General features: G+C 72.5%; 12 protein-coding genes and 1 pseudogene. 8 read left to right on the forward strand and 5 right to left on the reverse strand.

Annotated elements, in window-relative coordinates; translation table 11 throughout:
* The 3 genes and pseudogenes from G3I53_RS33330 to G3I53_RS15635 form a co-directional block, all read left to right on the forward strand.
* A pseudogene (locus tag G3I53_RS33330) lies at positions 1-192 on the forward strand (resistance protein); the annotation flags it as partial.
* A gap of 1 nt (position 193) precedes the next feature.
* Positions 194-661 carry a phage holin family protein gene (locus tag G3I53_RS15630; protein ID WP_164337007.1) on the forward strand — a complete coding sequence of 156 codons (468 nt, stop codon included), beginning with the start codon at positions 194-196 and terminating at the stop codon, positions 659-661.
* Positions 637-1,335, forward strand: a complete 699-nt coding sequence (locus G3I53_RS15635; protein ID WP_164337005.1) for a DUF3618 domain-containing protein — start codon at positions 637-639, stop codon at positions 1,333-1,335. Before G3I53_RS15630 ends, G3I53_RS15635 begins: the two co-directional genes overlap by 25 nt.
* 128 nt (positions 1,336-1,463) lie before the next feature.
* On the opposite strand, the gene G3I53_RS15640 is transcribed toward G3I53_RS15635, so the two are convergent.
* Positions 1,464-2,273: a GntR family transcriptional regulator gene (locus G3I53_RS15640; RefSeq protein ID WP_164337003.1), complete on the reverse strand. Its 810-nt coding sequence runs from the start codon at positions 2,271-2,273 to the stop codon at positions 1,464-1,466.
* A 236-nt stretch (positions 2,274-2,509) separates the two neighbouring features.
* On the opposite strand from G3I53_RS15640, the gene G3I53_RS15645 reads away from it, so the two are divergent.
* Entirely contained in the window at positions 2,510-3,007 is a 498-nt protein-coding gene (locus tag G3I53_RS15645; protein WP_164337001.1) for an ATP-binding protein, read from the forward strand.
* Here the strand turns inward: G3I53_RS15645 and glnA are convergent.
* Complete coding sequence (gene glnA, locus G3I53_RS15650) at positions 2,967-4,328, reverse strand: type I glutamate--ammonia ligase (RefSeq protein WP_164336999.1); 1,362 nt, start codon at positions 4,326-4,328, stop codon at positions 2,967-2,969. The genes G3I53_RS15645 and glnA overlap by 41 nt on opposite strands.
* A gap of 406 nt (positions 4,329-4,734) precedes the next feature.
* Between glnA and G3I53_RS15655 the strand changes: the two genes are divergently transcribed.
* Positions 4,735-5,925, forward strand: coding sequence for a globin domain-containing protein (locus G3I53_RS15655; protein ID WP_164336997.1), 1,191 nt, complete (start codon positions 4,735-4,737; stop codon positions 5,923-5,925).
* Positions 5,926-5,991: 66 nt separating this feature from the next.
* Here G3I53_RS15655 and G3I53_RS15660 read toward each other — a convergent pair whose 3' ends face one another.
* On the reverse strand, positions 5,992-6,450 hold the full coding sequence (locus G3I53_RS15660; RefSeq protein WP_164336995.1) for an Rrf2 family transcriptional regulator: 459 nt from the start codon (positions 6,448-6,450) through the stop codon (positions 5,992-5,994).
* A gap of 276 nt (positions 6,451-6,726) precedes the next feature.
* Between G3I53_RS15660 and G3I53_RS15665 the strand changes: the two genes are divergently transcribed.
* The 3 genes from G3I53_RS15665 (at position 6,727) to G3I53_RS15675 (ending at position 9,865) form a co-directional block, all read left to right on the forward strand.
* Complete coding sequence (locus G3I53_RS15665; protein WP_164336994.1) at positions 6,727-7,392, forward strand: DUF3105 domain-containing protein; 666 nt, start codon at positions 6,727-6,729, stop codon at positions 7,390-7,392.
* The gene (locus G3I53_RS15670) at positions 7,389-8,006 is read left to right on the forward strand and encodes a DUF305 domain-containing protein (protein WP_164336991.1); all 618 of its coding nucleotides are present in this window, start codon (positions 7,389-7,391) and stop codon (positions 8,004-8,006) included. Before G3I53_RS15665 ends, G3I53_RS15670 begins: the two co-directional genes overlap by 4 nt.
* Before the next feature lie 92 nt (positions 8,007-8,098).
* Positions 8,099-9,865, forward strand: coding sequence for an NAD+ synthase (locus G3I53_RS15675; protein ID WP_164336990.1), 1,767 nt, complete (start codon positions 8,099-8,101; stop codon positions 9,863-9,865).
* Between the two features lie 149 nt (positions 9,866-10,014).
* Here G3I53_RS15675 and G3I53_RS15680 read toward each other — a convergent pair whose 3' ends face one another.
* Both G3I53_RS15680 and G3I53_RS15685 read right to left on the reverse strand, forming a co-directional pair.
* Complete coding sequence (locus G3I53_RS15680; protein WP_164336988.1) at positions 10,015-11,070, reverse strand: endonuclease/exonuclease/phosphatase family protein; 1,056 nt, start codon at positions 11,068-11,070, stop codon at positions 10,015-10,017.
* A gap of 248 nt (positions 11,071-11,318) precedes the next feature.
* Positions 11,319-11,966: a TetR/AcrR family transcriptional regulator gene (locus G3I53_RS15685; protein WP_343239731.1), complete on the reverse strand. Its 648-nt coding sequence runs from the start codon at positions 11,964-11,966 to the stop codon at positions 11,319-11,321.
* Between the last annotated feature and the right edge of the window lie 91 nt (positions 11,967-12,057).

A 12,057-nucleotide genomic window follows, 5' to 3' on the forward strand; every position in this document is an offset into this window, starting at 1 on the left:
GCCAAGGCGTCCGGCAGCGCCTCCCGCGCCTCCGCGCAGTCCGGGCCGGAACCCGGCCCGGTCGGTACGGGGGCGTCCGACCCGCCCGCCCTGTCGGCGGGCCCCCCGCCGGCGGTGCCACCGAGCGCCGGTTCCCTGCCGGGCGACGCACCGCCCAACGGCGCGCCGATCCCTCCGCACCCGGGGGTGTGACATGACGTCAACATCCCCCACCTACGCGCCGACTTCCGCCTCCGGGGCGACCCGGGCGCAGGTGCCGGCGGACGCGGAGCGGCTGGAGCAGCGGGACCCGTCCGTGGGCCAGCTGCTGTCGGCCGTGACCTCGGACCTCCAGACCCTCTTCCGCAAGGAGGTCGAGCTGGCCAAGGCTGAGGTCAAGCAGGAGGCGAGCACCGCGGGCAAGGCCGCCGGGATGTACGGCGGGGCCGGATTCGCCGGGTACATGGTGCTGCTGTTCCTGTCTCTGGCAGCCGTTCTGGGGCTGTCCAACGTCATGGACGGGGGCTGGGCCGCCCTGATCGTCACCGCGGTGTGGGCCGTCGTGGCGGGCGTGCTCTTCCTGATGGGGCGGGCGCGGATGCGCACCGTCTCCCCCACGCCCGAGCAGACCGTCGAGACCATGAAGGAGAACGCGGCATGGGCACGTCACCCGACCAGGTGAGGGCCGAGATCGAGGCCACTCGCCACCAGTTGTCCACGGACGTGGACCGGCTCGCCGACCGCACGAGCCCCAAGCGCGTGGCGCGGCGCCGCAAGGCACGCGTGCGCGGGGCGATGGGCGGCCTCCGGGACCGTGTCATGGGCACCGCCTCGGACACCGCCCACGGCGTCACCGACACCGCGCACGGGGTGGCCGACTCCGCCCGGTCGGCGGCCGGTTCGGTGCAGGACGGCACCGGGCGCGCGGCCGAGTCGGCGCGGGAGACCGCCGGCCAGGCCGGGCAGGCCGTGCAACAGGCACCCGACCTGGCCCGGGAGCAGACCCGGGGCAACCCCCTGGCCGCCGGCCTCGTCGCGTTCGGCGTCGGCCTGCTGGCGTCCTCGCTGGTGCCCGCCTCGACGGCCGAGCAGGAGAAGGCCGCGGAGCTGATGGAACGGGGCGGTGAGGCGCTGGAGCCGGTGAAGCAGGCCGCCGCCGAGTCCGCGCAGCACCTCAAGGAAGGTGCCCGGGAGGTGACCCAGAGCGCCGCCGCCGAGGTCAAGGACACCGCGGCCCAGGCCGCCCGGACCACCCAGGACGAGGCCCGCGACCGCACCGGCGAAGTCCAGGACCAGGCACGGGAGTCGGGCGGCCACCTCAAGGACGAGGCCCGCAACCGCTCCGGCCCGGCCTGAGGAACGCCCTCCGGCCGGCCGGAGACACCGGGCGAGCCCTGCTCCGCGACCGTGTGCGGGCCGGAGCAGGGCTCACCGGGTGCGGGGTCCTTCCGTCGGGATGCGAGGACATCCAACGGGCGCCCGCGTCAGGCCGGGTCTCCAGGCGCTGTGGCGTCGGCGCCGGGGGAGGCGGGCTCGGGGCCCGCGTCGAAGTCGTACTCCAGGACGTAGGAAGCGGCGTCCAGGGTCATCTCGTTGACCTCGACAGGGTGGCCCTGGTCGGTGAACGCGGTGCGGCAGATGAGGATGACCGGGGTGCCCGGGGCAAGGTCCAGCTGTGTCACCTCGTCCGGCGACGGCATGCGTGAGCGGATCTCCTCGCGGAAGTGCACCGGTTCGTGGCCGAGTTCGGCAAGCCGGGCGTAGGTACCGCCCGGTCCGGTGTCCTCTCGGCTGATGGCGGATCCGGCCACCAGGGACAGGGGCAGGTAACTCGTCGCGAGCAGCACCGGCTTGCCGTCCAGGACGAAGCGCCGGCGCCTCACGCACGCGACTTCTTCGGCAGCCATGCCCAGGACCGCGCCGATGTGCTCGGGAGCCGTCTCCTCGCCCACCGAGACCTGGTCGACCCGGAGGTCCCTGGCCTCGATGTCCGCCGACCAGATGGACCGTCCGTTGCCCCACTGGTCGCGGGCCAGCCGCTGGATGCCGCGTCGGCGCAGCGGACGGAAGGCCCGCACGAAGACACCTGCGCCCTTCCGGGATTCGGCGATGCCCTCGTCCCGCAGGACGCCGAGCGCCTGCCGGGCCGTCATACGGGCCACGCCGTGCGTGGCCATGAGGTCGTTCTCCCCGGGAAGCCGATCACCGGGACCGTACTCGCCCGACTGGATCGCCTCTCGCAAAGAGTCCGCGATCCGCTGGTACTTGGGCCGACGGTCGTCGGTAGCAGGCATTCCCTAACCCCTCCTCGCTTCTCTAGACACCTTAGGCCATAGGTCGGGCGCGCGCTCGCTGCGCGTAGCAGTGCGTCCGCTCGTTCCGGCGGATTCCGAGCCGGACGCTTGACATCTCTAGAGATGCCTCGGGAGGGTCTGGATGTCTAGAGATGTCGCTCCGAGGCTGTAGCAAGGGCTCAGGCGCCTCCACCCGGCCCTTGCGACTCCCTTCCCCTGGCGAGGAGACCGTGCAGATGACCGACGTTGTGATCGACAGGTGCCCCTGTGAGGGATCGCCGAGGCTCGGCTCGGTGACTCTGGAGCCGTTGCCGGAGTCCGTTCCCCGGGCTCGGCGCTGGTTCCGGAAGCTCATCACGCCGTACCGGCCGTCGTGTTCGGTCGACGACTGCGTCCTGCTGATCTCCGAGCTGGTCACCAACGCGATTCTTCACGGGCGGTGCGACGAGGAGGGGGCCGTGCGCGTCGAGTGGTTCCGCAGCGGCTCGTCCCTGCGCGTCGAGGTGCACAACCCGGGGCTCCCCGCGAGGGTGCGCCTGAGGCAACCGGATGCCGATGACGCTCACGGACGCGGGCTGCTCCTGGTCGACGCCCTCGCGTCGTCCTGGCAGTCCGGCCCGAGCCGCTTCGGCGGAACCGCCGTCTGCTTCGAACTCGCAGACGCCTGGCCCGCCACCAGAGCTGTACCTGCCCCTACAGCACCGGCAGGTTCTTCCGCAGCTCGAACGCCGTGACCTCGCTGCGGTACTCCTCCCACTCCTGCTTCTTGTTCCGGAGGAAGAAGTCGAAGACGTGTTCGCCGAGCGTTTCGGCGACCAGGTCGCTGCGTTCCATCAGGGTGAGGGACTCGCCGAGGTTCTGCGGGAGGGGTTCGATGCCCAGGGCGCGGCGTTCGGCGTCGGAGAGGGCCCAGACGTCGTCCTCGGCGCCGGGCGGGAGTTCGTAGCCCTCCTCGATGCCCTTGAGGCCGGCTGCCAGGAGGACGGCGTAGGCCAGGTAGGGGTTGGCGCCGGAGTCGATGGAGCGGACCTCGACGCGGGCGGAACCGGTCTTGCCGGGCTTGTACATCGGGACGCGGACCAGGGCGGAGCGGTTGTTGTGGCCCCAGCAGATGTAGGAGGGGGCCTCGCCGCCCGCGCCGGCGGTGCGTTCCGAGCCGCCCCAGATGCGCTTGTAGGAGTTGACCCACTGGTTGGTGACCGCGGAGATCTCCGCCGCGTGCCGCAGCAGGCCCGCGATGAAGGAGCGGCCGACCTTGGAGAGCTGGTACTCCGCGCCGGACTCGTAGAAGGCGTTGCGGTCGCCCTCGAAGAGGGAGAGGTGGGTGTGCATGCCGGAGCCCGGGTGTTCGGAGAACGGCTTGGGCATGAAGGTCGCCTGGACGCCCTGTTCCAGTGCCACCTGCTTCATGATCAGGCGGAACGTCATGATGTTGTCGGCGGTGGAGAGCGCGTCGGCGTAGCGCAGGTCGATCTCCTGCTGGCCCGGGGCGCCCTCGTGGTGCGAGAACTCCACCGAGATGCCCATCGACTCCAGCATGGTGATCGCCTGGCGGCGGAAGTCCATGCCGACGTTCTGCGGGGTGTGGTCGAAGTAGCCGGAGTTGTCGGCGGGGGTGGGGCGGCTGCCGTCGACGGGCTTGTCCTTCAGCAGGAAGAACTCGATCTCCGGGTGGGTGTAGAAGGTGAAGCCCAGGTCGGAGGTGTGGGCGAGGGCGCGCTTGAGGACGTAGCGCGGGTCGGCGAAGGACGGGGAGCCGTCCGGCATGAGGATGTCGCAGAACATGCGCGCGGTGCCGGGGGCCTCGGCGCGCCAGGGAAGGACCTGGAAGGTCGACGGGTCCGGCTTGGCGATCATGTCCGATTCGTACACCCGGGCGAAGCCCTCGATGGCGGAGCCGTCGAAGCCGATACCTTCGTCGAAGGCCTGCTCGAGCTCGGCCGGGGCCACGGCGACGGACTTGAGGAAGCCCAGCACGTCCGTGAACCACAGGCGTACGAAACGGATGTCCCGCTCCTCGAGGGTCCGGAGCACGAACTCCTGCTGCTTGTCCATCTTCCGCTTCCCCATCCTTGCCGGTCAGGCCGCCCGCCCCGGCTCCGTGCGCGGGAGACAGGCGGGTAACCCGAGCATCACACCACATCAGCGTTTCACGCACGTTGCCGACCTGGATCACCCGGTGGGCCCCGGGCGGGACGGCGTGCCCGCCACGGGCGTACCCCTGTGGACCCATCCTGCCCCTTCGCACCGGTGTCCGTAACGGCCGCGCGTGCCGGCATCGGCGCCCGCACCCGAGGCGATGCCGCGCCCGCGGCGATGCCCGGCACGGCCACGGGCACGGGCACCGGCCGACGGGCGACCCTTCCCTCCTCTCGCGAACCCCCGGTAGCACCCCCCGGTCAAATTGGTATTTGCGATGCAAGTTTAATGAGGGCGCAGACAGTCGAGCAGAGGAGACCCGATGCTGTCCGTGCAGTCCGCTGCCACCCTTCGCGCCACGCTTCCCGCCGTCGGCGCCGCCCTCGACGAGATCACCGAGCGGTTCTACGCCGGGATGTTCGCCGCCCGTCCCGAGCTGCTGCGTGATCTGTTCAACCGCGGCAACCAGGCCGCCGGCACCCAGCGCCAGGCCCTCGCCGGGTCCATCGCCGCCTTCGCCACGCACCTGCTGGAGCACCCGGACGAGCGTCCGGACGCGATGCTCCAGCGCATCGCGCACAAGCACGCCTCCCTCGGGATCACCCCGGAGCAGTACGCCATCGTCCACGAGCACCTGTTCGCCGCCATCGCCGATGTGCTGGGCGAGGCCGTCACGCCCGAGGTCGCGGCCGCCTGGGACGAGGTCTACTGGCTGATGGCGAACGCCCTCGTCGCCATCGAGAAGCGGCTGTACGAGGAGCGCGGCGGGGCCGGCTGGCGGCCCTGGGAGGTCGTCGCGCGGGTCGCCGAGACCGCCGACGTCGTCACCTTCCGGCTGCGGCCGGCCGACGGCGGGCCGGTCCGGGACTTCCGCCCGGGCCAGTACGTGTCCGTCCGGGTCGCGCTTGCCGACGGCGCGCGCCAGATACGCCAGTACAGCCTGTCGGGGGCGCCCGCCCCGGACGAGCGGCAGTTCACCGTGAAGCGAGTGCGGGACGAGGCGGCGCCCGAGGGCGAGGTCTCGGGCCACCTGTACGCGCGTGTGCGGGCCGGGGACGTCGTGGAGCTGTCCGAGCCGTACGGCGACCTGGTCCTGGACGCCGCGACGGACACGCCCCTGCTGCTGGCCTCCGCCGGGATCGGGGTGACGCCGATGACGGCGATGCTGGCCCACCTGGCCGAGACCGGGCACCGCGCCCCGGTGACCGTGGTGCACGGTGACCGCTCCCCCGCCGACCACGCCCTGCGCACCGACCACGAGGCGTACGCGGCGAAGCTGCCGGACGCGGCGGTGCACTTCTGGTACGAGCAGGACGCCCCGGCCGGGGCCGGCACCGGTTACGTCGACCTCACGCGCGTGCCGGTCGCGTCGGGCACGCGCGCGTACCTGTGCGGGCCGCTGCCGTTCATGCGGATGGTGCGCCGGCAGCTGATCGGCAAGGGGGTCGCCCCGGCGGACATCCACTACGAGGTGTTCGGGCCGGACCTGTGGCTGGCCGGGGCCGCCGCGTAGGTCCCCGTCCGCGAGGCGGTCCGGCGGCGGCCGGGGCTCAGCCGAGGCTCAGGCGAACGCCTCCGGTCAGACGGGTTCCCGGTGGGGGTTGGGTGAGATGCCCAGCAGCAGGGGGCCCGTCGGGCCGGTGACGAGGTCGGCGACGGTGAGCGGGTCCAGGGTGGCGAAGAACGCCTCCTGGGCCCGGCGCAGCGCGCCGCGCAGTCCGCAGCCGGAGCTGAGCGGACAGGGCGCTCCGGTCGCGACGCCCTCGCAGTCGACGACCTCGCCCTCGCCCTCGAAGGCGCGCACCAGGGCGCCGACGGAGGCCGTGCGGCCCCGTTCGGAGACGGTCAGGCCGCCGCCCCGGCCCCGGCGGGCGGTGAGCAGGCCCATGTGCTGGAGTTCGGCGACGACCTTCGCGGCGTGCGTGTAGGGCACGTCCATGGCCGCCGCGACCTCGCGCGTCGTGGGGGTCGCGGAACCGGCCACGGCGAGGCGCATGAGGACCCGCAGGGCCAGGTCGGTGGAGCGCAGCAGCCGCATGCCGTCGACCCTAGATAATGTGCATCCGGCATTCAACTATTCGGACAGGGCCGCAATCCGACCGGGATCCGACCGGAATCCGACCGGAATCCGATCGGGATTCGACCGGGGTCCGATCGGGGTTCGCGTGACGTCCCAGCGGGATCCGGGCGGCATGCTCCCGGGGGCGGGCCGGACCGGGCCACGGCCCGCTACGCCTCGGCCCCTACGCCTCGCCCGCCCGCACCATTACGATCTGCTCACCCGTTTGTCCCACTGACCCCGAAGGGCACCCCCATGGGCTCCGCCAAGAAGAGCAGCGCGGCACGCACGGCACGCATAGAGGAGATGCGCCGCGCGGAGCAGGCCCGCACGCGTCGCGGCCGCGTTCTCGTCGTCGCGGCCAGCGCGGTGGTCGTCGCGGGCCTCGTCGTCGGGGGTGTGTTCGTCGTCCGGTCGCAGTCCGACGACGGCGGCGGCACCGCGAAGGCCGACAGCAAGGGCTCCGGCCGGTTCGTCACCGGCGAGGACGGCGTGCGGACCTGGGAGGGGACGCTGGGCCGCAACCACGTCACCGAGGCCGTGGACTACCCGGTCCGGCCCCCGGTGGGCGGTGACCACAACCCGGTCTGGATGAACTGCAACGGCGACGTGTACGACAAGGAGATCCGGGAGACCAACGCGGTCCACTCGCTGGAGCACGGCGCGGTCTGGGTCACCTACAGCTCCGCCGCCGACGACGCCGAGGTGAAGGCGCTGGCGGCGAAGGTGAGGAAGACCCCGTACACGCTGATGAGCCCGGTCGACGACCAGAAGGAGCCGATCATGCTGTCGGCGTGGGGCCACCAGCGCAGCGTGACCGGGGCGGACGACCCGGATGTCGACGCGTTCTTCGAGAAGTTCGTGCAGGGCGCGCAGACGCCCGAGCCGGGTGCGGCCTGCACGGGAGGGATCGGGCAGTGAGGAAGGCCGGCCCCATCGCCGCGGCGGCGGCGCTGGCGCTCGTCGGCGCGGGCGCGTTCACCTACGCGGTCGCCGGGGACGAGGGCGCGGACGTGGTGCCGTCCGCCCGCTCCGCGGACGCCGGGTTCGCCCGCGACATGGCGGTGCACCACCAGCAGGCCGTCGAGATGTCGTACGTCGTGCGGGACCGGACGCGCGACGAGGAGGTCCGCCGGCTCGCCTACGACATCGCCCAGACCCAGGCCAACCAGCGCGGCATGATGCTGGGCTGGCTCGACCTGTGGGAGCTGCCGAAGGTGTCCGCCGACCCGCCGATGACCTGGATGGGCATGGGCGACCGGGCCGCGGACGAGGACGGGGCACTGATGCCGGGGATGGCGACCCGCGCGGAGATGGAGCGGCTGGGGAAACTGAACGGGAAGCAGGCGGAGATCTTCTTCCTCCAGCTGATGACGGACCATCACAAGGGCGGCGTCCACATGGCGCAGGGCTGTGTCGACAAGTGCGAGGTCGGCGTGGAGAAACGGCTGGCCCGGGGGATGGTGGAGGCCCAGCGCTCGGAGATCGAGCTGATGGCCGGGATGCTGCGGGAGCGGGGCGCGGCACCCCGCTGACCGGGCCGGGGGAGGCGCGCGGTGGTGTGCGACGGCGCGCGTCGGCCGCCGTCACTCCCACATCGCGTCGCTCTGACGATTACACTGGGGGCGTGCCTCAACTACGCCTCGCCCTGAATCAGATCGACTCGCGTGTCGGAGACCTCACCGGCAACGCCGACACGGTGCTCCGCTGGACCCGGCACTCCGCCGAGCAGGGGGCGCACCTGGTGGCGTTCCCGGAGATGGCGCTGACCGGGTATCCCGTCGAGGATCTCGCCCTCCGGTCGTCCTTCGTCGAGGCCTCCCGCGCCGCCCTGCGCTCCCTCGCCGCGCGCCTCGCCGAGGAGGGCTTCGGCGACCTCCCGGTGATCGTCGGCTACCTCGACCGCAGCGCCGTCGCGCAGCCGAAGTACGGGCAGCCCGCCGGTGCTCCGCAGAACGCCGCCGCGGTGCTGTACCGCGGGGAGGTCGCGCTCAGTTTCGCCAAGCACCACCTGCCGAACTACGGCGTCTTCGACGAGTTCCGTTACTTCGTGCCCGGCGACACCCTGCCGGTGCTGCGGCTGCACGGCGTGGACATCGCCCTCGCCATCTGCGAGGACCTGTGGCAGGACGGGGGCCGCGTGCCGGCCGCCCGCTCGGCGCGGGCCGGCCTGCTGCTGTCCGTCAACGCCTCGCCGTACGAGCGGAACAAGGACGACACCCGGCTGGAACTGGTCCGCAAGCGGGCCCAGGAGGCCGGGTGCACGACCGCCTACCTCGCGATGACGGGCGGCCAGGACGACCTCGTCTTCGACGGCGACTCGATCGTCGTGGACCGGGACGGCGGGGTCCTGGCCCGTGCGCCGCAGTTCACCGAGGGATGTGTGGTGATCGACCTCGACCTGCCCGCGGGGGACGCGGACGCGCCGGCCGGCGTCGTCGACGACGGGCTGCGGATCGACCGGGTCGTGCTGTCCGAGGAGCCGCTGCCCGCGTACGAGCCGGTGCACACCGGGTCGCAGGCGGACCGTCTGGACGACGACGAGGAGGTGTACTCCGCGCTGGTCGTGGGCCTGCGGGCCTACGTCAGGAAGAACGGCTTCGAGTCCGTGGTGATCGGGCTGTCCGGCGGCATCGACTCGGCGCTGGTCGCGGCGATCGCCTGCGACGCGGTGGGCGCGGAGAACGTGTACGGCCTGTCGATGCCGTCGAAGTACTCCTCCGGGCACTCCCGCGACGACGCCGCGGAACTCGCGCGGCGGACCGGGCTCAACTACCGCACCGTGGCCATCGAGCCGATGTTCGACGCGTACATGGGGTCGCTGGAGCTGACCGGACTGGCCGAGGAGAACCTCCAGTCGCGGCTGCGCGGTGTGGTGCTGATGGCGGTCTCCAACCAGGAGGGGCACATCGTGCTCGCGCCCGGCAACAAGTCGGAGCTGGCGGTGGGCTATTCGACGCTGTACGGCGACTCGGTGGGTGCCTACGGTCCCATCAAGGACGTGTACAAGACGTCGGTGTTCCGGCTGGCCGAGTGGCGCAACCGGGCGGCCCTGGAACGCGGTCAGACCCCGCCGATCCCGGAGAACTCCATCTCGAAGCCGCCGAGCGCGGAACTGCGGCCCGGGCAGGTCGACACCGACTCCCTGCCGGACTACCCGGTGCTGGACGCGATCCTGGAGCTGTACGTGGACCGCGACCGGGGCGCGGACGAGATCGTCGCGGCCGGGTTCGACGCGGAGCTGGTGGCGAAGACGCTGCGCATGGTGGACCGCGCGGAGTACAAGCGCCGCCAGTACCCGCCGGGCACGAAGATCTCCCCCAAGGGCTTCGGCAAGGACCGCCGCCTGCCCCTCACCAACGGCTGGCAGGAGCAGGCACCTCCGGTGAACTGACCGGACCCCCCGCTCCCCCTCACGGGCCGCCCGGCCCCGGCATCGCGCGCCGGGGCCGGGCGGCCCGTTCCGTTGCGGGGCCGGGGCCGGGGCCCGGCCGGAGGTGCGCGAGAGGTCCTCAGCCGGCGGGGCGGTTCGGGCGGAGCTGCTCAATTGCCCGAGGCGGGGGCCAGCTTCATCCGGGCGGCGATGGGCAGGTGGTCGCTGGCCGTCCTGGGGAGGGTCCAGGAGGTGGTGGGCTCGGCGCCCTTGACCATGATCTGGTCGATGCGGGCCATCGGGAACGACGCCGGCCAGCTGAAGCCGAACCCGCTGCCCACGGCGCCCTGGGTGGAACGCATCTGCGAGGTCACGGCGTTCAGGGCGCGGTCGTTCATGGTGCCGTTCAGGTCGCCGAGCAGGACCACGTTCTCCAGCGGCTCGCGGGAGATGGCCTCGCCCAGCGCGTCGGCGCTCCGGTCGCGCTGGTGGGCGGTGAAGCCGGCCTCCATCTTCACCCGCACGGACGGCAGATGGGCGACGTAGACGGCGACCGGCCCGTCGGGCGTGGCCACCGTCGCCCGCATCGCGCGCTTCCAGCCCAGCCGGATGTCGACGGCCCGCACATCGGTGAGCGGGTACTTGCTCCACAGCCCGACGGTGCCGACGACCGCGTGGTGTTCGTACGCCGTCGCCAGCGCCTTCTCGTAGGCCGGGACGGCGGACGCCTTCAGCTCCTCCAGCGCCAGGACGTCCGCGCCCGCGGCGGCCACGTCCCGGGCGGTGCCGCCGGGGTCCGGGTTCTCCGCGTTGACGTTGTGGGTGGCCACCGTGAACTCGCCGCCCGAGGTGGTCTTGTCGGTGATCAGGCCGCCGAAGAGGTTCAGCCACACCACCGACGGCACCAGCACCGCGATCAGTGCCGTCGCCGACCTGCGGACCAGGGCCAGCACGAGCAGCACCGGGATGAGCAGGCCCACCCAGGGCAGGAACGTCTCCACCAGGCTGCCGAGGTTGCCGATCCGGTTCGGGATGTGGGCGTGGGCGACCATGACGAGGGCCAGCAGTCCGGCGCACGCGGCGAGGACGATGCCCCGGCGCCAGATGCGGGGGTCGCCCCGCCAGCCTCTGGTCAGCCGGGCGAACAGGCGCTGAAGCCGGGTTGTCCGGCGCTCGGGTCCCGAGCCGCCGTGATCCGTCTCCGTCATGTACGCCTGCTGCGCCATACCGTCGCCTCACAACCTGCTGTGCACACCGTCTCCCCCGCGTCCGTACGAACCCTAGGGGATGATCGGTTCCTTTCCCGCCGTCCTGCGACGGCCGTACGGGGGCGAGGACGTGTGCGACCGCTCCGGGAGTTCCAGGAGGGGCACAAAGGGCGTGCTCTGTGACCGAATGCGCACATCGGCCGCCGGGACGCGGTGGCCGGCGCCGGTTATGGGTGCCCGTGGCCGGCGGGTGCCCGCAGCGGGCGTCAGCCGGGCCGGTCCACCGGGCGCAGCCCCTCCAGCAGGGTGTCGACGACCTGTTCGGCGAGACCGTCCGGGAGGTCCGCGTCGGGGTGCAGGACGGTGCGCACCAGCATCGGGCCGACGACGATGTCGCTGAGCAGGTCGAGATCGACGTCGGCGCGGAGTTCGCCGTTGGCCTGGCCGCGGCGCAGCACCTCCAGGCCGAGCCGGCGGCGCGGCGCGACGACGGTGGCGTGGTAGGCGTCCCACAGGCGGGGGCTGCTCTTCATCTGGGCGCGCACGTGGTGCAGGATCGCCGACGTCCGGCCGGCCAGCCCGCGCAGCCGCAGGGCCTCCAGGAGGACGACGAGGTCGTCGCGGACGGAGACGCCGGGCAGTTCGGGGTCCGGTGGTTCGGCGGCCCTCATCACGTCGACGAACAGCTGCTCCTTGCCGCTCCAGCGGCGGTAGATGGTGGCCTTGCCGACGCCCGCGGTGCGGGCGATGCGCTCGATGGACAGCTCGGCGAGGGGCACGCCGTCCTCCAGGAGCTGCATCACGCCCTCGATGATGGCGCGTTCGACCGCCTCGCTGCGCGGACGTCCGCGGGCCGGGACCTCCTGGCCGAGGGCGGGGCCCTCCTGGTGGGGGCCGGTGTCGGCGAGGCTCACGTCGCTGCGTCCTTTCCGTGGGCTGGGGGGCGGGGCGCCGGGGCGCGGCGGCTCCGGCCGGTGCCCCGCCTGTCGTCGGCCGTCCGCCGGG

Source organism: Streptomyces sp. SID14436 (assembly GCF_010548465.1).
GTDB lineage: Bacteria > Actinomycetota > Actinomycetes > Streptomycetales > Streptomycetaceae > Streptomyces.